Here is a 22,752-nt window from a genome sequence, read left to right as displayed (position 1 = left end):
ATTACAATTGTTTTTTTAAGTCTTCTTCACTAATGAAACCGGAGTGTTTCCATTGCAGTTCTTTATTTTGATACAGCAATAAAGTAGGCAGTTCGTCAATTTTCATTTCAGCCATTAAAGTTTTGTTTTTATCGGCATCCAAGCGGATAATCGTTACTTTGTCGCTCAATTCCGTCTGCATTTTTGTAAGGTAGGGTGTCATTTTTTTGCAAGGAGCACACCATTCAGCATAAAAACTAATCAATACTTTTTTATCGGTATTTAATAAGGCTTTGTATTCTTGGCTTGACATTCCTACGACTTTGCCCGTAGGTTTGCTGAGTCCTGCAGAGTCCCATTTTAAGAAGCCTCCGTTGAGTTCATAGATGTTCTTGAAGCCTAATTCCTGCAGTTTTTCGGCTGCTTTTTTGCTTCTTCCGCCACTTTTGCAATAGACAAAAACGGGTTTTGTTTTGTCAAATTTTTCTGCATCAACAACAAAGCTGTCGCCAAGCCAGTCTACATTTGTGGCTTTGTCGATATGTCCAGAGGTGAATTCTTCAGGAGTACGAACGTCTAGGATTTGTGGCTTTTCTGTTGTGTTTATTTTATCGGCAAAATCTTTGGCTTCTATAGTTTTTATGTTTGTTGATGTTTGCCCATTGCAGGATAAAATCACAAATGACAGTAACAGGTAAAAAATGGAATTAAATTTCATTGAAAATAGAGTTAAAATGTGGAAAGGCTAAATTAATTAATTTATCACTATTTGAGGTTTTTAAACCGTTAAATTACAAATTGAAAATTTTGTAAGATTGATGTGTAGATTTAACAATTGACTCCGTACGCTCCGGATGTGTATCAGAGATAAAAAGCTGGCCAAAAGTATCGCTGTTGACCATTTCGATGATTTTTGCCACGCGCTGTTCGTCCAGTTTGTCAAAGATGTCATCAAATAAAAGAAGAGGTTTTACACCGCTTTGTTTTTTTAGGAATTCGAATTGGGCTAATTTTAAGGCAATCAAAAACGATTTTTGCTGACCTTGAGAACCAAATTTCTTGATAGGATGACCATCAATTTCAAAAGACAAATCATCTTTGTGTGTGCCAACACTGGTGTAGTGCAAAGCTCGGTCCTTGTTGATGTTTTCCTGTAATAAAGACAATAGATCATTTTCGAACAAATGACTTTCATAGACGAGTTGAACTGTTTCTTGCGAATCTGTTATCGCATGATGGTGGTGTTTGAAAATAGGGATAAATGCTTCGATGAATTCCTTTCTTTTTTCGAAAATATATTTCCCAAAACCATCCAGTTGTTCGTTGTAAATGGAAAGAGTATCATTGTCAAAAACATGATTCAACGCAAAGTATTTCAATAAGGCATTGCGCTGGCTCATTACTTTTTGGTACTGAATAAGCTGTTGCAGATAATGGGAATCCAACTGCGAAATGACGCTGTCCATGAATTTTCGTCGGGTTTCACTGCCTTCAACAATCAGATCTCTGTCGGCAGGCGAAATAATTACCAGAGGAATAAAACCAATGTGATCCGAGAATTTATCGTAGTTTTTGCCGTTGCGTTTCAATACTTTTTTTTGCCCTTTTTTTAGGCTGCAAACAATTTGTTCGGTTCTTTCGTTTTTTATGAATTCAGCATCAATTACAAAAAAATCTTCACCATGCCTGATGTTTTGGGCTGCTATTGGGTTAAAATAGCTTTTCCCGTATGATAAATGGTATATGGCATCCAGTACATTGGTTTTTCCAATACCGTTTTTGCCTACGAAGCAAACTATTTTGTTGTCGAACTCGAAACTTGCTTCCGAAAAATTCTTATAATTGAATAAAGTAATCTTTTTTAAATACATCTGTAAGTCTTGCTGGTACTGAGAAGTTTGCTGTTTTTTGAACCGTTTTTTAAGAGGGTGCAAATTATTGAAAAATATCGATATATAAGGCTTTTAGAGTTTTTCTTTAGGTGTTAATTTGGCTAAGTGAGAAAGTACTTTCGTTAAAATCAATTAAAAGTGAATTTATAGTCGTTTTTTTTGTGTGAGTTTGAATAAAAATTTTATTTTTGCGACTCACTAAATTAAAAATTAAATGGCTACTTACAATAAAAGAGGATATAAAGCACCAAAAGAGAAGGAAGTTAAAGATACAGTTGAAGAAGTAATAGTTGATGAAAAAAACAGCACTACTGCTGGCGTTTTTTCAACATTGGATAAAACGGCATCAAAAACAGAAGACTGGGTTGCTAAAAATCAAAAAATTATTTTTGGAGTAGTAGGGGCGGTTGCTTTGTTTACTGTGGGCTATTTGGTTTACCAAAAATTTATTGCTGAACCAAAACAAATGGAAGCGGCTAACGAAATGTTTGTTGCGCAACAAAATTTTCAACAGGCTACAGATGGCATTGCCAGTGACTCCTTATATAAATTGTCTTTGAACGGATCTGAAGGTAAATTTGGATTTATTAAAATAGCAGAGGAATATTCAGGAACTGATGCAGGAAACTTAGCAAACTATTATGCAGGATTAGCTTACCTAAATACAGGTAAATATGCTGAAGCAATCGATTATTTAGGGAAATTTAAATCAGATGATATGGTTTTGGGAGCTTTGGCCAAAGGAGCAATTGGAGATGCTTATTCTCAAAAAAATCAACAAAAAGAAGCTTTAGAATATTATATCAAAGCGGCAGAGGCTAATAAAAATGATTTCACAACACCTCGTTTCTTGTTAAAAGCTGGAAAAACGGCTTTGGCACTAGGAAACAAAGAAGAAGCATTGAAGTTTTTTACAGATATTAAAGACAATTACGATACGACTCCTGAAGCTGCTTCAGTTGATGTCTTGATCGGATTGGCACAATAGAAAAAAATGATTTGAGATTACTGATTTAAGATTCAGGTTTTTTGGTTTCAAAAATCTATCTTTAACATCTGAAATCATAAAGTGTAAAATCAAAAATCTACAATCAAATGGCTACTGAAAATAAAAATTTATCCGAATACGATAAAAACTCAATCCCAAATGCGAAAGATTTTCGCTTTGGGATTGTTGTTTCTGAGTGGAATGAATCCATAACCGAAGGGCTTTATAATGGTGCTTTTGAAGCGTTATTAGAGAATCAGGTTCCACCACAGCAGATCATTCGCTGGAATGTTCCTGGAAGTTTTGAGCTTATTTATGGCGCCAAGAAAATGTTACAAACTCAAAAGGTTGATGCTGTGATTGTCATTGGATGTGTAATTCAAGGACAAACCAAACATTTTGATTTTGTATGCGAAGGGGTAACTCAAGGCATTAAAGACTTGAATGTTCAAACCGATGTTCCTGTTATTTTTTGCGTATTGACAGATAATAACATCCAGCAGTCTATCGATAGAAGTGGGGGAATTCACGGAAATAAAGGAACTGAAGCGGCTATTGCAGCAATAAAAATGGCTTATATTCGTCAGCAGGCGTCAATGAGTCATCATATCGATAATCAACATTTGTTGTCTAGCGGTGCTTTGCAAATTGAGGAAGGTTCGCCTTTGGAACTAAAGGAATAAAAGAGTACATAAATATTTATGAAGCCTATACTATTCTTTAAATAGTGTAGGTTTTTTTGTTTTATTTATGATTGGATAAGCTGCAAAACCCAATAGAAAATCATTAAATTTGTACACCGTTGGTTTTAAAATTAAAACTTAAACTTTAAATAAAATTATTTTTAATGTCGAGTATTATTCAATTACTTCCTGATCATGTCGCCAATCAAATTGCTGCTGGAGAAGTCGTACAAAGACCCGCTTCAGTTGTTAAAGAATTACTTGAAAATGCGGTTGATGCCAAAGCAACAGATATTAAATTGATTATAAAAGATGCGGGAAAGGCATTGGTACAGGTTATCGATAATGGTTTGGGAATGAGTGTTACTGATGCGCGTTTGTGTTTTGAACGCCATGCCACTTCTAAAATTCGTCTAGCCGAAGATTTGTTTTCTTTGGGCACCAAAGGTTTTCGTGGTGAAGCATTGGCTTCAATTGCCGCGATTGCACACGTAGAGATGAAAACCAAACAAGATCAAGAAGAGTTTGGAACCCAGATTATCATAGAAGGCAGTAAGTTTGTTTCTCAGGAAGTGGCAGTTTTGCCCAAAGGGACTTCATTTGCGGTCAAAAATCTATTTTTTAACATTCCGGCAAGACGCAATTTTTTAAAGTCCGATACGGTAGAGTACCGTCATATTATTGACGAGTTTCAACGCGTGGCTTTGGCGCATGCCAATATTCATTTTACTTTTTATCACAATGGAAGTGAAATGTTCAATTTGCCTGCTTCGAGTTTGAGACAGCGAATAGTGAATGTTTTTTCGGGTAAAATGAATGAAAAGCTGGTGCCGGTACAGGAAGAAACAGATATTATCACGATTCAGGGTTTTGTGAGTAAAGCTGAATTTGCCAAGAAGAGCCGCGGAGAGCAGTTTTTCTTTGTCAATGACCGATTTATAAAAAGCGGTTATTTGCATCATGCCGTAATGGCTGCTTACGACGGTATTTTGAAAGATGGCGCACAGCCCAGTTATTTTTTATATCTAACGGTGCCGCCTAATACCATTGATATCAACATACATCCTACAAAAACGGAGATAAAGTTTGATGACGAGCATGCACTGTATGCTATTCTGAGAGCTTCTATTAAACATAGTTTAGGCCAGTTTAATGTGGCGCCGGTTTTAGATTTTGATCGCGATTCTAATTTAGACACGCCTTATCATTATAAAGATCTGGAAGGGGAGACGCCTACGATCCAGGTGGATCGCAGTTTCAATCCGTTTTCAGACGACAAGGTAAATAAACATTATTCGAGCCATAAGAAAACGGAGCCAACAGCAAATTGGGAAAGTTTGTATGTGGGACTAAAACAAGAAACCGAATTTATTGCAAGCAATCATGAGATCTCGTTTGAAAGTGAAGAAGTAACAGGATCTTTATTCAACGAAGAGGAAGTAGAGCAAACGGTTAATAATGCGTACCAAATTCACAAAAAATACATCGTTTCACCTATAAAATCGGGAATGGTTATTGTAGACCAGCAGCGTGCGCATCAACGGGTGTTGTACGAGCAGTTTTTGACTAATATGACGGTTCATCAAGCCTCCAGTCAGCAATTGTTGTTTCCTTTGGATTTGTTCTTTTCGTCTGTAGAAATGGAATTAATCGAAGAATTGAAACTTTCGTTAATGAATACCGGTTTTGTTTTTGAAGAAACCAGTTCAGATCATGTTGTTATTTCTGGAATTCCTGTGAATGTTACGGAAAGCGAAGTCTCGATGGTTTTAGAACAATTGTTGAGCGATTTGCAAGACGGTATTCCGGAGAGTAGTTTTAGCCAAAATGATACTATTGCTAAATCTATGGCCAAAAGTTTGGCTGTAAAAACAGGAACCTCTTTGACAGTAAAAGAACAAGAAAACCTGGTGAACGGACTTTTTGCCTGTAAAGATCCCAATGTTTCCCCTTTTCAAAAACCAACTTTCATCACTATGCGTGTGGAAGATATAGATAAAAAATTTGCACTATGATAAATGTAACCGAAACGGTAAAGCAGTTAATTATAATTAATGTTCTTTTTTTTATTGGAACTTTAATAGTTGGAGATCCGGCCTATAAGATACTGGCGATGTTTTTTCCGGAAAACCAAGATTTTCAATTTTGGCAACTCATTACCCATATGTTTATGCATGGAGGCTTTATGCATATTTTCTTTAATATGTTTGCCTTATATTCATTTGGTTCTGCTTTAGAGCATTTTTGGGGAAGCAAGAAATTCTTGTTTTTTTATATTTCTTGCGGTTTAGGAGCTGCTTTACTGCATACTGGGATTAATTATTATTATTTTAATGATGCCCTGACTACGCTGGAAGCCAGTGGTTTTTCAAAGGCCGATGTTGTACAAATTTTGAACGAAGGTAAAATTAATACCCAATGGCAAGAGTTGTTGACTGTTTCTGAATTTCAAAATTTCACTAGCGCTTTTATGGGAACCATGGTAGGGGCTTCGGGAGCTATTTATGGTGTTATCGTGGCCTTTGCTTTTATGTTTCCTAATGCCGAATTGGCTTTGATGTTTATTCCTGTGCCAATTAAAGCCAAGTATTTTGTACCTGGTTTGGTTTTAGTAGATTTGTATTTAGGGGTTTCCGGACAATCTATTTTTGGAAGTGGTGGAACCGGGATTGCTCATTTTGCTCACGTGGGTGGAGCTTTATTTGGTTTTTTGATCATGTGGTATTGGAAGAAAACACAGTTTAATAATAACAGATGGAATTAAAATAGCTAGCATAGTGAATTAATTAAATGACATAACCATATAGAAAATGAATATAGTAGACGACTTAAAATTGCAATACAAGCTGGGAGGCATAGCGCATAAGCTTATCTATTGGAATGTGGCCTTTTTTTTAGTTTCATTGATTTTTTTCTATCAATTTAAGAATGGTGCGTTTAATTTTCCTAGTTGGGTTGCGCTTTCGTCTGAACCTGCTGATTTTCTCTTAAAGCCTTGGACGTTTTTGAGCTATGCTTTTTTTCATAGCGGTTTTATGCATCTGTTGTTTAATATGATAATTTTGAACTTTGCCAGTTCGTTTTTTTTAACCTTTTTTACTCAAAAACAGTTTCTGGGACTGTATGTTTTAAGTGCCATATTTGCGGGTGTTTGTTTTGTATTGGGTTATTATATTTTAGATTTAAGCGCTTCCATAGTGGGTGCATCGGCTGCAATTATGGGAATTTTAGTGGCGGTTACCACTTATCAGCCTTTAATGAATGTGCGTTTGTTGCTAATCGGAAATGTCAAGTTGTGGCATATTACGGCAGTAATTCTTATACTGGACTTAATGCAGTTCCGATTGGATAATACCGGTGGTCATATTTCTCATTTATCGGGTGCTTTTTTTGGTTTTTTATATATTAAATTACTGCAAAATGGGACTGATATGAGCAAAATGGTAACGGCTGTTATCGATTTTTTTACTAATTTATTTACGAAGTCGCCAAAGACACCTTTTAAGAAAGTACATAAAAATTATAATAACAGACCCATAGAAAAGCCAGTTTCGAGAATCGTCACCAAAGATAAACTGCAACAGCAGATTGATGAGATTTTAGACAAAATCAGTCAATCCGGTTATGATAGCTTGACAAAAGAAGAGAAAGAGTTTTTGTTTAAAGTGGGGAAATAAGCTTTTAAGTGGGCTGACTGAAATAAAAAAGAAAGAAAACCGTTATAATTAATTAAAGAATTAACTGAATAAGCATAATATGAAAAACCTTTCATGGTTCAATAGAATAATGTTTGTTTTAAACATTATTCTGACAATAGTAACTTTTATTGCTTATGTTTTGCCTTTTTTGGCGCCCAAAATATTTCCCATATTATCAGTGTTGACACTTTTCATGCCAGCGTTTTTTATACTCAATGGTTTGTTTTTTGTGTATTGGGCTATTCAGTTTAAAAAACGAATGATTCTGTCTGGTTTGGTTCTTTTGATGGGAATTACATTTATCAATAAATTCTATAAATTTTCGGCAGAAGAGTATCCGGAAGACGAGAAAGATTTCATCGTAATGAGCTATAATGTGCGTTTGTTTAATCTTTTTAAGTGGCAAGACAAGGATAATGTTCCTGAGGAGATTTTAGCCTTTATAAACGATAAAAACCCCGATATTTTGTGTATTCAGGAATATTCTTCTTCGGCTAATATTGATTTGAAAGTCTATCGTCATAAATATATTTTTATGGAAGGGAATAAAATCAAGACAGGTCAAGCTATTTTTTCTAAATTTCCTATTATCGATCAGGGAAATATTGTTTTTCCGAATTCTAATAACAATGTGGTTTATGCTGATATCAAGAAAGGAAAGGATATTATCAGGGTTTACAATATGCATTTGCAGTCGATAAAAATCTCTCCGGATGTAAATGAAATTTCAGACAATATTGACGTTATCAATAAAGACAAATCGCAATTATTACTTATTAGAATCAGTAAAGCTTTCAAGCAACAACAGCAACAAGCCGAAATTTTTAAAGAGCATAAAAGAAAATGCGCCTATCCTATAATCATTTGTGGCGACATGAATAACAGTGCCTTTTCCTATGTTTATAGAAGTATAAAAGGTTCTTTAAAAGACAGCTTTGAGGAAGCCGGAACTGGTTTTGGACAAACCTACAAGTTTAGATATTATCCGGCTAGAATTGATTATATTTTTGCGGATGAGAAAATGAAAGTTAAAAAATTTGAAACCTTTCCAGAATTCGAAAATTCAGATCATTATCCTATCATGGCAAAGATGGCTTTGTAATAATGCGAAAAATTATTTCAGAATCAACTTTTGGTTTTTCAAATAATCGACTGTGAATTTTCCTTCATTAAAAAGTAAATCAAGTACGCTTAAATTATTGATAAAACCATGTTTATCATCAAAAACCTGCGGATAAGGTTCAAATTGTGAATTGTCTTTTTTTCCGTTGGTTAAAAACCTAAAATCCAGAAACTTACTAGGATCAGTTTCGTGAAAAAATTCTGTAGTAGTTTCGAAATTAAATTTCATTCTCAGGCACTTAGAGATTACTTCTAAAGTTTCAAAGTTCAAGTCTAAGAGAAAGTGTTGTTTTTTTTCAAAAACAGGGCGAATATCATCTTCGAAATATTCAAAAAAAGGAGAGCTTCGATAAGCTGATTCTAAGGATTTAAAATGCTGTTTCTGCCAATCAAAATCATTTTCGATTTTGATTTCCTTTGTTTTCTGACGGTTCAGTTTTGAATGTTTGATGGGAATATTCAAAAGCTGTATCCCATTAGGACTATAGATATAAGTGCGATTGCGATTAGTCTGTTTTTGAAAATTGTCTTCTATTTCAAATATCAGTTTTTCAGCTTGAATTAAAGCTGTGAAATGGCTTATGGACGGGAAATAGGTCGGGTGAAGTAAGCTGTACATATTTATCTAAAGTTATAAAGTCTAAAGTCTAAAGTCATAAAGTAGTTCTTAAAAGAGTACTTTATGACTTTCGACTTTGAAACTTTTGACTAATTTTTATTCTCTTTTCTTTTTTTCCAAAAATATTCACCCACAAAGAAAGCAGCTAAGAGGATAAGGAAATATTTGAAATAAGATTGAGACTGTCCTTCACCATTTACGGTTGTGAACACACGATCCCAACGTACTTTGTTTAATCCTTTTCCGTTAGTATCCCAGCTCATCCAGATGAAAATAGGCTTTCCTACAATATGATTTTCAGGAACGTAACCCCAATAGCGGCTGTCTTCTGAGTTGTGACGGTTGTCGCCCATCATCCAATAGTAATTTTGTTTAAAGGTGTAATCAGTGACAATTTTACCATTCAACCTGATTTCATCTCCAGTAACTTTCAAATCATTCTTTTCGCCATTGTCATTCTTTTCGTAATCAGTAATGATTCTCTTGTAGAAAGGCAAAGTTTGGGTTGTTAAAGCCACTTTTTTTCCTTTTTGAGGAATATAAATTGGCCCCATATTGTCTTGGTTCCATTCATTGATATGAGGGAAAATGCCGTCTTCAGTACCTTTCGCAATGATTCTTGTTACGGCCGTTATTCCAGGAACATTTTTTAATCTTTCTGCTCCGGCTGCAGTTAACGCACGGAATATCAAAGTGTCTTTTGATTCGCTCTTGTAACCCACGCCATCAGTCACATCCATATCTTTTAATAGATATTCAAAATCGATAGGTGTTTTTCCATCTAAAGCGACAGCATAAGAAAATTGAGGTTTAGCACGTTCAGGCAGTTCGAGAACTTTGCCGTTGATGTATACGATTCCGTCTTTGATGGACAGACTGTCACCAGGAACTCCTACACATCTCTTTACGTAATTGGACTTTTTATCAATAGGTTTGATTACGCCCGGTCTTCCTTTAGGTTCGAAAAAATAACGAACGGTATCTACAGGCCAATTGAAAACTACAATATCGGTGCGTTTTATGTCTTCAATTCCCGGTAGTCTTAGATAAGGCAATTGTGGCCAATTTAGATAGGATTTCCTTTTGGTAAAAGGAATAGAATCATGAACCATTGGTAATGCAACCGTAGTCATAGGAACTCGGGCTCCGTAATTGACTTTACTTACAAATAGAAAATCGCCAATTAACAGTGATTTTTCCAATGAAGAAGTTGGAATGGTATAAGGTTGTATAAAATAGGTGTGGACAAAGGTCGCTACAATAACGGCAAAAAGCAGGGAGCTGATGGTGTCAGCGGTTTTGTTTTCAGGATGTAAGCTTCTGTCAGCGATATAATCTAGTTTTTGAGTGTAATTAATGTAATAAATGTACAGACCAAAAGTGATTATACCTAAAAAAGTATCCAGCCCGGATTTTTTACCAAAGCTTCTTAATGTTTCGATCCAAATAACGGGAAACATAATTAAGTTGATTATTGGAATGAAAAGCAATAATGTCCACCATGTAGGACGACCAATTATTTTCATTAAAACAATTGAATTGTATACAGGAATTGCTGCTTCCCAACGTTTTCTTCCTGCAGCTTCATATAATTTACATGTTCCTAAAAAGTGAACAATTTGGATGAATAAGAAAAATACAAACCATTGGTATAGTGTCATAATTTTTTTGTTTAAGGTTTAGGGTTTAAGGTTGTTTCACTCGAACCTTAAACAGAGTATAATAGGTTTATTTCAAATCCAAAACATCTTTCATTGTAAAAACCCCTTGTTTTCCTATAATCCATTCAGCAGCAATTACAGCGCCTAATGCAAATCCTTCGCGGTTGTGCGCCGTATGTTTGATTTCGATGGAATCAACAGCAGAATTATAAGTTACGGTATGAGTTCCGGGAACAGTTCCTATTCTCTTGGCTTCTATATGAATCTGGTTTTTTTCTGGGCTTTCTAATGTCCAGTCGTTATAATTGCTGTTTTCGATAACACCTTTTGCCAGCGAAATGGCTGTTCCGCTTGGTGCATCTAATTTTTGAGTGTGGTGAATTTCTTCCATTTCAACACGGTAGCTGTCCAGTTTAGACATCATTTTGGCTAGATATTCATTGAGTTCAAAGAAAATATTTACTCCTAGACTAAAATTAGAGCTGGATATAAAGGCCCCGTTTTTTTCGGCACAAAGGGCTGTCATTTCATCATAATGCTCCAGCCATCCTGTTGTTCCTGAGATAACAGGTACATTGTTATGGAAACAATTTGAAATGTTGCTTACTGCTGCGGTTGGAATACTGAAATCTATGGCTACATCAGCATTTGAAAGTCCTTCATAAGTATTGTGTTCGTCTTTTTTTAAAACGATTTCATGACCTCTTTCCAGTGCAATTCGTTCAATTACCTGTCCCATTTTTCCGTATCCTAAAAGAGCAATTTTCATTTTGTGTTTATTTTTTTTTGAATTTAAGTAAGCGAATGTTTCTCTGAAGAACTAGAAACTGTAATTAAGAGTTAGTCCAACATTAGTTTTAAATGTTACATCATTGGGATAAATAACCGGTTTTACCGATAGATTTTCATCCACGTTGAATTGGATTAAGGCTGCGTCAACATTGGCATCGATGATGTTTAAGACATAAAAACCAAGCGTGACCAATGCAGATAAATCTCGGTTGCGTTGGTAGAATTTTTGTCCGGCAATCAATCTGCTATTGTCTAGGTAGCTATAATCGTCATCCGTATAACCTTCTAATCTTCTTTTGTAAGCGTCTCGATATTGATGGTATTTTTTGTTATTGTCCAAATAAAAATAAAGACTGGTTCCCATGGCTCCATAGACAAGCGGGATTTTCCAGTATTTTTTATTGTAGGCCTGACCTAATCCGGGTAATACGGCCGAATAAAAAGCTGCTTTTGCCGGAGTCAATGGGTCTATATCGTTTGATTTCAGGCTGTCTTTAGCAGCTGGAACAGCAGGAGTTTTTACTTGTGCAAAAACGGCTGCGTTTCCTAGAATAAAAAGAAATATTCCTATCGAAATAATTTTATTCACTATCCTTTTATTAGTTCTATTATTCTGTTGAAATCTTCTTCAGACTGGAATGGGATTGTGATTTTTCCTTTTCCATTGCCTGCTACTTTTACTTCTACTTTGTTGCCGAAATAATTTGTAAAAACCTTTTTGCGGTCCTCGTCAATTTCGAAAGAAGCCGATTTAGCTTTGGCTGCTGGTTTTGGTTTTAAGCTTTCTTGGTAATTTTTTACTAAGGTTTCTGTATCACGAACTGAAAGATTTTGGCTGACAATCTTTTGATATATATTAGCTTGGATGTCTAAGTCTTCGATATTAATGATGGCTCGACCGTGTCCCATACTGATAAAACCATCGCGAATTCCTGTTTGGATAATCGGATCCAGTTTTAAAAGACGCAGGTAGTTAGCAATAGTAGAACGCTTTTTTCCTACTCTTTCGCTCATTTGTTCTTGAGTTAGCTGAATTTCATCCATCAATCTTTGGTATGAAAGCGCAATCTCAATAGGATCTAAATCATGACGTTGGATGTTCTCCACCAAAGCCATAACCAGAGATTCGTTGTCATTTGCAATACGAATGTAAGCAGGTACGGTAGTCAGTCCCACTAAAGTAGAGGCGCGAAGACGACGTTCACCCGAAATCAACTGGTATTTGTTGAAGTCTAGTTTTCGTACTGTAATCGGTTGAATAACTCCTAACTCTTTGATGGAAATAGCCAGTTCTTTTAATGATTCTTCATTAAAATTACTTCTGGGTTGAAACGGATTGATTTCTATGGCATCAATTTCGAGTTCTATTATGTTTCCAACAACTTTGTCAGCGTTTTTATCAGACGCTGATTTTATATCGTTTTCCGGATCTTTTAACAGTGCAGATAGGCCTCTTCCTAAGGCTTGTTTTTTTATTGCTTTTGCCATAAAATTATTTGCTGTTTTTCTTTATAATTTCCTGAGCTAAATGTAAGTAGTTAGTAGCTCCTTTGCTGGTTGCATCATAGTTGATGATGCTTTCTCCAAAACTAGGCGCTTCGCTCAATTTTACATTTCTTTGGATAATAGTATCAAAAACCATGTCGTTGAAATGTTTTTGAACCTCTTCTACCACTTGGTTTGAAAGACGTAATCTCGAGTCAAACATTGTCAATAATAATCCTTCGATATCTAATTCGGGATTGTGTATTTTTTGGATGCTTTTTATGGTGTTCAATAATTTCCCTAAACCTTCAAGCGCAAAATATTCGCATTGAATAGGGATAATTACGGAGTCAGAAGCGGTCAAAGCATTCAAAGTAAGTAGGCCAAGTGAAGGAGCACAGTCAATTAATATATAATCATATTGATCTTTTACACTTTCTAAGGCTTTTTTTAGCATATATTCCCTATTTTCCTTGTCAACCAATTCAATTTCGATGGCAACAAGGTCAATATGAGCTGGAATTAAGTCTACGTTTGGAGCAGAACATTTAATAACAGCTTCCATAGGAGTGTGGCTGTGTTCCAGAATTTGGTATGTTCCAATTTCTACACTCTCTACGTCTATTCCTAATCCTGAACTGGCATTTGCCTGAGGGTCAGCGTCAATAAGTAATACTTTTTTTTCTAAAACTCCAAGTGAAGCGGCAAGATTTACAGATGTTGTAGTCTTTCCAACTCCTCCTTTTTGATTAGCAATCGCAATGATTTTGCCCATTTGTTTTCTAAATTTTGAACCGTAAAAATACAATTAAATATGGTTTCTGAAAATCTATTTTGTTAACATTTGTTAATGACTGATTTGTTGTTGATTGGCTCTTTTTTTCTTTTCGTTGTTTGGGTTGTTTCGGAAAGTGATCCCGAAAGCTCTTTTCAAGTTGTTGAATTTCAATTCCTTTTTTGCGGTTTTGAATAATGTTTTCTTGGAGCTTATATTGTTGAAAAAAAAATAATTGTAATCAAGAAAAGCTTTTGACTACTTATTTTAGTAATTTATGGAATAAAGGTTTTTAAACGAGATTCTCGCGGGATTTATTTTTTTTTTTGAAAAGGGGAATGAACAGGGGAAAATTACTAATATGCTGAGAAGAGGACCGCAGAAAGGAGAGGAGCAATTAAAATTTTATACTGGCGAGAAACTCCCGGCCCGACCGTAAAAAAGGGACTCCTTGATGGCTCGTGCTTAGCTTAAAAAATCTATTCTGATTGAGTGATAATTTTCTTTATCAAGGACTTTGAGTATAATAGTAAACTTGATTATTGTCTTAATTTGTATATTTGGCTCATCAGTTTTTTCTTTAATAAACTAAAGTTTATAATGTTTCAACCTCTATCGTTAGATCCGAAAACCGTTTTCCAACTTTATTTTTGGGCAAACTTATTTGTCTGTATACTTATTTTCAGTTATTCGCTTTCGTATGCTAACGGCGAGAGCAGGAAAATATTAAAATGGTTTGGCTACGGGAAATTATTGATGACCCTAGGTTGGATGCTGATTCTTTTAAGAGGTATAGTGCCAGATTTTATCTCTGTCAATATTGCCAACATGATCATTTTTTCGGCCTGCTGTTATGAAACGATAGCGATGTTATCGATGCTTAAGGCAAAGTCAAAGAAGCGTTATCGATTACAAATAGGGATAACTATTTTTGTAGCAATGATTTTCAACCTTGCGACATTGTTGGAATGCACAATCAATACTCGTATTTTAATTGTGTCTTTTGGAATGTTTTCCATTTATTTGCCGCCAACAATCAGTTATTTTACCGAAAAAAGCCATAATTTTTTCCGAACTTTCTATGGGTTTTGCTACGCCGGATTTGAAATTCTGATGGCTATGCGAATGATTAATAATTATCTGAATCCACAGGAGGATTTTTTTCCCTCCAGTTTTTTTGACAGTTTATATAATATTGGTTTATTTCTGCTTACCCTCATTGGTACAGTTGGATTTTTATTGCTGGTAAAAGAAAAGCAAGACATTAAAATCCAGAAACTTTTAAAGGACAAGAATCAGTTTTTTTCGATTATAGCTCATGACCTCAGAGGACCATTAGGATCCTCCTTAGGATTGTCGGAAATATTGGCCGAAAACATTGAGGAACACAGCTGTGAAGAAATCAAGGAAATTGCTGAAATGTTGCATCAATCGAACAAAAACAGTTATAAATTGCTGGAAAATCTATTGGAATGGTCACAGGTACAAACCGGAATGATTGAATACAGTCCGAAAAAATTGGTGTTGAATGCATTGATTAAAGAAAATGTTGAACTCAATAAAAATGCGGCATTAAACAAAAATATAGCTCTTTCATTTGAGTCGACTGAACTTATTGAAGTTGAGGCTGACAAGAATATGATTGATACCATTGTACGTAATTTGCTGACTAATGCGATTAAATTTACCGACAAACACGGAAAAATAACAGTGAATATGCAAAAACATCCTCAAAAAGCAGAGATATCCATTACAGATAGTGGTATTGGAATTCCGGATAAAATAAAAGACAAATTATTTAAAATCAACGGAAAAGTCAGCCAAAGGGGAACGGAAAACGAAAGCGGAACCGGGCTGGGATTGTTACTTTGCAGTGAATTTATAAAAAAACATCAAGGTGAAATTTGGGCAGAGAGTGAACCAGGAAAAGGCACTACCTTTAAGTTTACCTTGCCGTTAGAAACGATGAAGAATTAGATTAAGATTCAGGCTAAGTCTGGTCTGATTTGGAACTAAAAAAAATCTGTCAGAAGGGATTCAATAACTTTTGGGAACTGTAAATCTGTAATAAAGAGGATGGACTTCAATTCTTTTGTGTGAAAACGAAACTATGGAAGATAATTTTTACCGCCTGTTCTTTTTGGGAATTTGCGTGTTAGGGATTTTATTCGAAACAACTTAAATCAGTTTAAAATACAAAAAATAAAAAAGGCTGTAAATCCTACGATTTACAGCCTTTTGATATGAATTGACAACTAGGTTGTCGGGGTGGCAGGATTCGAACCTGCGGCCTCCTGCTCCCAAAGCAGGCGCGATAACCGAGCTACGCTACACCCCGTAATGCTGCTGCAAAGATAGAAATATTTTTTATTCAAACAAGACAAAATTAAAAATAGCAGAATATTATTTTTGGATAGTCAAAATCAATATTTTTTTGATGGTATTTTTTATTAAAAAACTACATTTGTATCTTGAAAAATAAATATAACGTACTATGTCTGATACTATCGAAAAAATTAAATGCCTTATTATAGGTTCTGGACCTGCAGGTTATACTGCAGCTATTTACGCTGCCAGAGCAAATATGAATCCCGTTTTATACCAAGGAATGCAACCAGGTGGACAGCTAACGACAACTAACGAAGTGGAGAATTTTCCGGGTTATGTTGATGGTGTTACTGGACCTGAGATGATGGTTCAATTGCAAGCACAAGCACAACGTTTTGGTGCAGATATTCGCGATGGTTGGGCTACAGAGGTTTATTTTTCGGGGGATGTGCATAAAGTTTGGATTAATGGCAGTAAAGAATTGCATTGCGAGACAGTGATTATATCTACTGGAGCTTCGGCTAAATATTTAGGATTGCCATCAGAACAGCATTATTTAAAAATGGGTGGAGGTGTTTCTGCCTGCGCTGTTTGCGATGGTTTTTTCTACAGAAATCAGGAAGTGGTTATTGTAGGAGCTGGAGATTCGGCTTGTGAGGAAGCACATTATTTATCTAAACTTTGTAAAAAAGTAACCATGCTGGTTAGAAGCGAGAAATTTAGAGCTTCTAAAATCATGGAAGAACGCGTTAGAAAAACGGAGAACATCTCTATTTTGATGAATCATGATACTATCGAAGTTTTAGGTGACGAACAAGTGGTGACTGGTGTTAAAGTGTTGAATAAAAGTACAGGTGAAACCTTTGAAATTGAAGCTACCGGATTTTTTGTAGCTATTGGGCACAAGCCTAATACGGATATTTTTAAGGATTACATTACTCTGGATGAGACGGGTTATATTGTCAATACTCCGGGTACATCTAAGACTAATGTTCCGGGAGTTTTTGTTGCAGGAGATGCTGCCGATCATGTGTATCGTCAGGCAATTACTGCTGCAGGAACAGGCTGTATGGCTGCACTTGATGCCGAAAGATATTTGGCTTCAAAGGAATAATGATATTCAAAGACAGGATTAAGAAGGCTCCATTCATTATAGAATGGGGCTTTTTTTATGAAACCTTATTATTTTATTTTCTTGAATAATTTTGCTTCTTCGCTAAACTTGGTTAGTTCAATTTTAGGATTTCCATAAAGCTGAATTGACGACTTGTCTCCAGCATTTATAATAATGGATGTTAGGGCATTAATACTACAGCTGGAATTGCTTTCGGCAGTTAGATCTACATTTTTAATACTGAGCTTTTTGCCGTTAAAACCGGAGCTGTTCTCCATTCGGATAATGGCATTTGTGGCATCGCCTTCTATGTTTGCTTCCGATTTTTGATACAGATCAAAAGCTAAATCGACAGTGGTAATTAATGCTTTTAGGTTGGCATTTTTGCTTAATTCAATTTTTGCTTTTTCAGATTTTAGATTGATTTCCATTTTTGTGTCATCGTCTGCTTGTAATAGAAAATTTGTTGAATTTATATTCAAAAATAATCGGGAATTGTCAAAAGCTTTCATCGTAATGTCATCCAGTTGAATTTCTTGAATGGCATTTATTTGTGATTTTTTATGGGCAATTACCAAATTCAAATCATTGCTATAACTCAGTTTTACAATTAGTTTCTTGTATTGAGTTGCTTTTTTTGAAGTGTAAAGATGCAGTGTATTGTCTCTTAAATCAATTTTGATAATATCATGGAGATTGTCATCGGCCTCAATTTTTAGCGCAGTTTCTTCCGATTTTTCCAGATAAACTTCTAAGTTGTCTTCTACTTCAAGGGTCTGAAAATTTCCAATTTTGCTTTGCTCAGTAGTGACGGTTTTTGACCCTTTTATTTTTTCTTTTTTTTGTGCCAAAGCAAAAGTAGTTGACAAAATAAACAGGAGTAGGATAGGATATTTCTGCATCTTCAATAGGTGTTTCTACAAATATAATTAAAACATTTTCTTATGGTGAGAGTTTTGTTTGCTAATTTGATGCCGTGAAGCTTAGGACTTTTATTCGTTTTTAGTTTAAAGATAATGATAAAAAAGAATCCTTACTTCTTTGAAAGGAGTAAGGATTTTCTGAATCGGTTTTGAAATCTCCGATGATAGTTTTATTGGCAGGAGTCTATCGGCTTAATTATGTGAAATGCTTCCTCCTGAACTCGATCTTTTTTCGATTGATTTAGGAATTGTGTTATAGGAAATACTACTTCCGCTAGAGGCTCTGGCGTTTAAGCTTACAATAGGATGCAATCGAATGGAAGCTCCACTGGACGATTTTGCTTCTACATCGTTTACTAATAAATCTGCGGCATTGATTTCACTTCCGCTTGAAGCGGTGGCTTTAAGATTCAGTGCCAAACCAGAAATCGTAATTGTACTTCCGCTGCTGGATTTTGAGCTGATGTAATCTGATTTTATGTTGAGATTCATACTTGATGCGCTTGATGCTCTCAGGTTGATGTTTTCCCCTTTTAGCGTATTGATACTGCTTACAGAGGAAGCGCTTGAAGCACTTAGTTCTTCAATAACAGGCATTCTAACGGTCACTTTTTTGGATTCAATATTGACGAAAGAATTGTAATCACATCCTATAACGAGTACACCATTTTCTACTTTTGTGCTAATGCTTTGTTGTAAATTATCATCAGCCTCCACAATAACTTCCGTTTTGTCTGATTGTTCAATAACAAGGTCGATCGCATTGCTTACTTCTACACTTTTAAATTCGCCATCTACGGCTCTTTTTTCGGTAGTCACAGTTCCGCTTCCTTTTATGGATTTTAGGTTTATCGAATGGTTGCAGGAAGCAAACAGTAAGGCTGTTAAGGCAACCAGAATGAACTTTGTGATGATGGTGATGATTTTAAGCATGACTATTTCGTTTTAATGATTATACCGTCTTTGTTTATTTTTAACTCTTTAACATCATTGTTAGAATGGATTATGGTGTCCTTAGTAATCGAAATCCCATTTTTATTGATGGTTACCGAGGTATTAGAATTGTTGTCAGCATCAACTTGTTCGTCATTGTATTCATTATCGTCCCATGGACAATCCAAGCATTGTACCTTTAAGTCCATTACTTTATAAAGGTATTTATCAGAGTTGTCATTCAAATTGAAAAAATCATCATCTGATCTATCGTAATCCTGTACACTTGAATCAGCTTTGAATAAAGTTCCTTCAGGCAGGTATAAAGTAATTTCTATTTGTTGGTCACGAAATTTATTTTTTAGATCTGTTAGTAGATAATTGTCTAAAATTAATTGATTTCCTTCAATGGTGTAGTTGTACTTTATTTGTTCTGCTCTTTGTCTTGCTTCTGACAGGGATTTTCCTTTAGCTTCTTTTTCAATTTGAATGTAAGGCAACTTCTCATCTGTTTTTACTATTCTTAATCGAACATCATTGGAGTAGATTACATCTGTGTTGGTTGAATCCTGAGCTATCAGGAAGTCATTATGATTGTTGATGCTTTTTGAATAATAATCATTGTGTTTAAATCGGATGAAAAGGGTGTCGTTGGCCTTTAAGATTATGTTTTCTTTTTTTACGACTCTTCCATCAGCTGCATAAGCGGAAGCTTGTTTTATTCCAATTGAAATCGCCAATGAAACGGCAATCAACCAAAGTGCTAATAAGGTATATTTGGCAATGCTTCCTATGGATTTCATGTTTGGAGCTAATAATTTAAATCCTAACAATACTAAGAAAAAGAACGGAATTCCTACAGCAAAGAACATTAGTAAACCGAAAGACCAAATAGGATAATCAGTAAAATTGCCCGCTTCTATAAATCCTTGCCAAGGCAAATCGATCACATTAGATCCCAATGTAAAAACCCCAATTAATAGTGCGACAAGTACTGATAGACCAGTCATGATCAAGATTACCCCCAAAAATTTGGCAAAAATCTTAAAAACCGTCATGATAAAATCCCCAAATGAATTGCCAATTTTCCCAGCACCTGATTTTATTTGGTTGCCATATTTATCGTAATCAACATTCTTTATTTTGTCAGAAACATTTTCAAATTCTTCTCTAACTTTTTTTTCGATATTCGAAATATTAACCGGTTCACCAGTCATTTCCAGTTTTTCAGATGTTGTAACAGCTTCTGGAGTTACAATCCAAAGAATGATGTAAGCAAGAATTCCTGTTCCAAATCCGGCAAAAACTAATAGTATCAGGACAATTCTGATCCAAACGGCATCAACTCCAAAATAATGTCCAAGACCTGCAGCAACACCGCCTAGCATTCCTTTTTCTTTGTCTCTGTACAGTTTTTTTGTTCTTCGGTTTGAATTTCCGCTAAAAGTTTGACTGGTCTGCTTGTCTTCTTCAATGATATAGTCTTCCGGTTGTCCCATCACGGCAATAACCTCGTCTACGTCTTTTAGACCCACTACATGCTTTTCGCTTTTTTGCTTCTCGTTTAGTAATTCCGAAACGCGCATTTCGATATCCTTTATGATTTCTTCCTGTCCGGATGCATTCGATAAAGAACGTTTGATAGCGTCAAAATAACGGGTTAATTTTTGGTATGCATCTTCATCTATATGAAAGAACATTCCGCCTAAGTTTATATTTACAGTTTTGTTCATGACTATTATTTTTGGTTGGTTATTAGGTTTACAGCATCTGACAGTTCAGTCCAGGTGCCATTGAGTTCATTTAAAAAGCTTTGTCCTATTTCGGTTAGGCCATAATATTTTCGTGGTGGTCCTGATGTTGATTCTTCCCAACGGTAGTTTAGCAAACCGTCATTTTTCAGTCTGGTCAATAGTGGATAAATAGTGCCTTCCACGACTAATAATTTTGCGTTTTTCAAAGTGTCTAATATCTCCGAGGTGTATGCATCTTTTTCTTTTAATACAGATAAGATGCAAAATTCGAGAACACCTTTACGCATCTGTGCTTTTGTGTTTTCAATGTTCATAATTCGTTTTTTTGATTTTTTTGTTGATTAAACTATTCATTTTTGTACCGATAGCTATCGGGGAGGATTGATTTTGTGATGATTGAAACTGCGATTGATTTTTTATGAGAGTTTTTTTTGATATTATTTGATAAAAGGGATGCTTAAAGGGTATTTGTATTTTTCTCCATTAGATGTCTTTATGGAGGCATAAATGATTAGGAAAAACTCGGCTACTTTTAATGCGAAAAAAACAAGAGCAGCTATTATACCAACGGTGATTAACCCGATGCTATTTTCGAAATCGAAATGGTTAATTATGACATCATTGTCATTTATAATGGCGCTGAATGGAATATTTTTGAATAGTGTGACGATGAAAATGGGCACTGCTATAATGATTAGAATCAAAGAGTAAAGCAACAAACTCAGTTGAAAATTAAGAACCTGTTTTCCGTTATGATCAACAAATTCTGATTTGTCTTTTTTTGAGGACCAAATGAGTATTGGAAATATATAATTCCCAAAAGGAATAAAATATTGGGTTAATGCACTCAGATGAGTAAATGTTGCGATGTTTTTTTCAGTTGTTGTTTCCATTTTTAGTTGATTTTTTTTGATGATGATTAGAACTTAAGGAAGCTCCCATTCGAGTACCTAGTAATTTCTTATGCAAATATATGTACAAAAGACAGTATTGTGTATCGCATAGTAGTATATATTAACATAATATTAACAAAATATTTTTATATGTACGCATAGTATTATTTCGTATATTAGCCAAAAAACCAGTGATAATGAAACTTACCGCCTCAAAACTTAACCAGTTTTTGTTCTTCAAATTACCTTCGGCATTTATATGCGGAGTGAGGGTTAAGGAGATTGATGAAACCCAATGTACCGTTTCGGTAAAACACCGCTGGATCAATCAAAACCCATTTAATTCGATGTATTTTGCAGTGCAGGCTATGGCGGCCGAATTGACAACGGGAGCTTTAGTAATGTATCAGATTCAAAAAAGCGGTAAGAAAATATCGATGTTGGTTGCTAATAATAAAGGGAATTTTACCAAAAAAGCAACGGGAAGAATTTCTTTTGTTTGTAAAGACGGGTATTTGATAGAAAGGGCTATTCAGCAAACTATAGCAACTGGAGAAGGACAAACCTTTTGGATGAAATCTATTGGAACTGACGAAAAAGGGAATCAGGTATCTGAAATGGATTTTGAATGGAGCGTTAGGCTAAAATAAGTAAAACCTATTTTAGCGGCTCAAGCAAATTTGGAATAAATTTAACTGAAAGAACTGTTCTTCTAAAGATAAGATTTTATCTCGGGAAAGCTTAATGTGATAAAAAAAACGCCTCTAGAATGAGGCGTTTTTTTATGTAAAGGAAATTATGCTTTTTTAGAACAACAGCTTTTGCTTTTTTTGTCTTTCATGGCAACATCACATTTTTTGTCATCGCCTTTGCATTTTGCTTTTTCTTCTGCTGTCATTTTTTTAGCACAACAACTTTCTTTTTTTGCTACTTCTTTTTTTGTAGCCTTTGTTTCTTGCGCACTTGCATTAATTGTAAATAGCGCAATTGCTAAAAGGGTAACTATTTTTTTCATTATCACGAGTTTTGTTGTTAATAACCTCAAATATAAGAATAATAAACTGCTTGAATTAAAAAGGGTTGGTTAATGTTTTCTTAAGATTTTGGCATTTT

23 protein-coding genes and 1 tRNA gene are annotated in these 22,752 nt (G+C 35.0%); 9 read left to right on the top strand and 15 right to left on the bottom strand.

Translation table 11 applies throughout. From position 1 onward, the window contains the following. Position 1 precedes the first annotated feature (1 nt). Positions 2–697: a thioredoxin domain-containing protein gene (locus BUB25_RS02845; protein ID WP_072939526.1), complete on the bottom strand. Its 696-nt coding sequence runs from the start codon at positions 695–697 to the stop codon at positions 2–4. 73 nt (positions 698–770) lie between these two features. Continuing rightward, entirely contained in the window at positions 771–1,850 is a 1,080-nt protein-coding gene (gene recF / locus BUB25_RS02840) for a DNA replication/repair protein RecF (RefSeq protein ID WP_072939523.1), read from the bottom strand. 235 nt (positions 1,851–2,085) lie between these two features. On the opposite strand from recF, the gene BUB25_RS02835 reads away from it, so the two are divergent. The 6 genes from BUB25_RS02835 (at position 2,086) to BUB25_RS02810 (ending at position 8,342) form a co-directional block, all read left to right on the top strand. After that, positions 2,086–2,859: a tetratricopeptide repeat protein gene (locus BUB25_RS02835; RefSeq protein WP_072939520.1), complete on the top strand. Its 774-nt coding sequence runs from the start codon at positions 2,086–2,088 to the stop codon at positions 2,857–2,859. Positions 2,860–2,966: 107 nt separating this feature from the next. After that, on the top strand, positions 2,967–3,542 hold the full coding sequence (ribH, locus tag BUB25_RS02830; protein WP_072939517.1) for a 6,7-dimethyl-8-ribityllumazine synthase: 576 nt from the start codon (positions 2,967–2,969) through the stop codon (positions 3,540–3,542). Positions 3,543–3,706: 164 nt separating this feature from the next. Then, entirely contained in the window at positions 3,707–5,557 is a 1,851-nt protein-coding gene (gene mutL, locus BUB25_RS02825; RefSeq protein ID WP_072939514.1) for a DNA mismatch repair endonuclease MutL, read from the top strand. Further along, a complete protein-coding gene (locus BUB25_RS02820; protein ID WP_072939512.1) occupies positions 5,554–6,306 on the top strand; it encodes a rhomboid family intramembrane serine protease in 753 nt (250 codons plus the stop codon). The genes mutL and BUB25_RS02820 overlap by 4 nt, the downstream gene beginning before the upstream one ends. Positions 6,307–6,352: 46 nt before the next feature. Continuing rightward, a complete protein-coding gene (locus BUB25_RS02815) occupies positions 6,353–7,219 on the top strand; it encodes a rhomboid family intramembrane serine protease (protein WP_072939509.1) in 867 nt (288 codons plus the stop codon). 79 nt (positions 7,220–7,298) lie between these two features. Continuing rightward, on the top strand, positions 7,299–8,342 hold the full coding sequence (locus BUB25_RS02810; RefSeq protein ID WP_072939506.1) for an endonuclease/exonuclease/phosphatase family protein: 1,044 nt from the start codon (positions 7,299–7,301) through the stop codon (positions 8,340–8,342). Between the two features lie 12 nt (positions 8,343–8,354). Here the strand turns inward: BUB25_RS02810 and BUB25_RS02805 are convergent, their stop codons facing one another. The 6 genes from BUB25_RS02805 to BUB25_RS02780 all read right to left on the bottom strand — a co-directional run bounded on the left by BUB25_RS02805 (position 8,355) and on the right by BUB25_RS02780 (position 13,694). Next, positions 8,355–8,981, bottom strand: a complete 627-nt coding sequence (locus BUB25_RS02805; protein ID WP_072939503.1) for a WbqC family protein — start codon at positions 8,979–8,981, stop codon at positions 8,355–8,357. An 89-nt stretch (positions 8,982–9,070) separates the two neighbouring features. Continuing rightward, positions 9,071–10,642, bottom strand: coding sequence for a signal peptidase I (gene lepB / locus BUB25_RS02800; RefSeq protein WP_072939499.1), 1,572 nt, complete (start codon positions 10,640–10,642; stop codon positions 9,071–9,073). 67 nt (positions 10,643–10,709) lie between these two features. Further along, the gene (gene dapB, locus BUB25_RS02795; RefSeq protein WP_072939496.1) at positions 10,710–11,411 is read right to left on the bottom strand and encodes a 4-hydroxy-tetrahydrodipicolinate reductase; all 702 of its coding nucleotides are present in this window, start codon (positions 11,409–11,411) and stop codon (positions 10,710–10,712) included. 51 nt (positions 11,412–11,462) lie between these two features. Continuing rightward, entirely contained in the window at positions 11,463–12,023 is a 561-nt protein-coding gene (locus BUB25_RS02790; RefSeq protein WP_072939493.1) for a DUF5683 domain-containing protein, read from the bottom strand. Next, a complete protein-coding gene (locus tag BUB25_RS02785; RefSeq protein WP_072939490.1) occupies positions 12,023–12,922 on the bottom strand; it encodes a ParB/RepB/Spo0J family partition protein in 900 nt (299 codons plus the stop codon). The genes BUB25_RS02790 and BUB25_RS02785 overlap by 1 nt, the downstream gene beginning before the upstream one ends. 4 nt (positions 12,923–12,926) lie before the next feature. After that, positions 12,927–13,694 carry a ParA family protein gene (locus BUB25_RS02780; RefSeq protein WP_072939814.1) on the bottom strand — a complete coding sequence of 256 codons (768 nt, stop codon included), beginning with the start codon at positions 13,692–13,694 and terminating at the stop codon, positions 12,927–12,929. 600 nt (positions 13,695–14,294) lie between these two features. On the opposite strand from BUB25_RS02780, the gene BUB25_RS02775 reads away from it, so the two are divergent. Beyond that, the gene (locus BUB25_RS02775) at positions 14,295–15,671 is read left to right on the top strand and encodes a sensor histidine kinase (protein WP_072939486.1); all 1,377 of its coding nucleotides are present in this window, start codon (positions 14,295–14,297) and stop codon (positions 15,669–15,671) included. A 286-nt stretch (positions 15,672–15,957) separates the two neighbouring features. Here the strand turns inward: BUB25_RS02775 and BUB25_RS02770 are convergent. Continuing rightward, a tRNA-Pro gene (locus tag BUB25_RS02770) sits at positions 15,958–16,032 on the bottom strand. Between the two features lie 156 nt (positions 16,033–16,188). On the opposite strand from BUB25_RS02770, the gene trxB reads away from it, so the two are divergent. After that, entirely contained in the window at positions 16,189–17,136 is a 948-nt protein-coding gene (trxB, locus tag BUB25_RS02765; protein ID WP_072939483.1) for a thioredoxin-disulfide reductase, read from the top strand. A 68-nt stretch (positions 17,137–17,204) separates the two neighbouring features. Here trxB and BUB25_RS02760 read toward each other — a convergent pair whose 3' ends face one another. From BUB25_RS02760 to BUB25_RS02740, 5 genes are all read right to left on the bottom strand, one after another. Further along, entirely contained in the window at positions 17,205–18,038 is an 834-nt protein-coding gene (locus tag BUB25_RS02760; RefSeq protein WP_072939480.1) for a GIN domain-containing protein, read from the bottom strand. Positions 18,039–18,251: 213 nt separating this feature from the next. Continuing rightward, complete coding sequence (locus BUB25_RS02755; RefSeq protein WP_072939477.1) at positions 18,252–18,992, bottom strand: head GIN domain-containing protein; 741 nt, start codon at positions 18,990–18,992, stop codon at positions 18,252–18,254. Between the two features lie 2 nt (positions 18,993–18,994). Next, positions 18,995–20,725 (bottom strand): PspC domain-containing protein, encoded by a 1,731-nt coding sequence (locus BUB25_RS02750; RefSeq protein WP_072939474.1) that lies wholly within the window; start codon positions 20,723–20,725, stop codon positions 18,995–18,997. Between the two features lie 5 nt (positions 20,726–20,730). Then, on the bottom strand, positions 20,731–21,060 hold the full coding sequence (locus BUB25_RS02745; protein ID WP_072939470.1) for a PadR family transcriptional regulator: 330 nt from the start codon (positions 21,058–21,060) through the stop codon (positions 20,731–20,733). 123 nt (positions 21,061–21,183) lie between these two features. Continuing rightward, entirely contained in the window at positions 21,184–21,639 is a 456-nt protein-coding gene (locus BUB25_RS02740) for a DUF4870 domain-containing protein (protein WP_072939454.1), read from the bottom strand. 197 nt (positions 21,640–21,836) lie between these two features. Here BUB25_RS02740 and BUB25_RS02735 point away from each other — a divergent pair, with 197 nt between their 5' ends. Beyond that, on the top strand, positions 21,837–22,289 hold the full coding sequence (locus BUB25_RS02735; RefSeq protein ID WP_072939451.1) for a DUF4442 domain-containing protein: 453 nt from the start codon (positions 21,837–21,839) through the stop codon (positions 22,287–22,289). A 146-nt stretch (positions 22,290–22,435) separates the two neighbouring features. On the opposite strand, the gene BUB25_RS02730 is transcribed toward BUB25_RS02735, so the two are convergent. Then, positions 22,436–22,654 (bottom strand): hypothetical protein, encoded by a 219-nt coding sequence (locus tag BUB25_RS02730; RefSeq protein ID WP_072939448.1) that lies wholly within the window; start codon positions 22,652–22,654, stop codon positions 22,436–22,438. Between the last annotated feature and the right edge of the window lie 98 nt (positions 22,655–22,752).

Origin of the sequence: Flavobacterium granuli, assembly GCF_900129705.1 — a bacterium.
GTDB lineage: Bacteria > Bacteroidota > Bacteroidia > Flavobacteriales > Flavobacteriaceae > Flavobacterium > Flavobacterium granuli.
The sequence above is the reverse complement of the archived record's forward strand: the minus strand, read 5'-3'. Positions and strand labels throughout refer to the sequence as shown.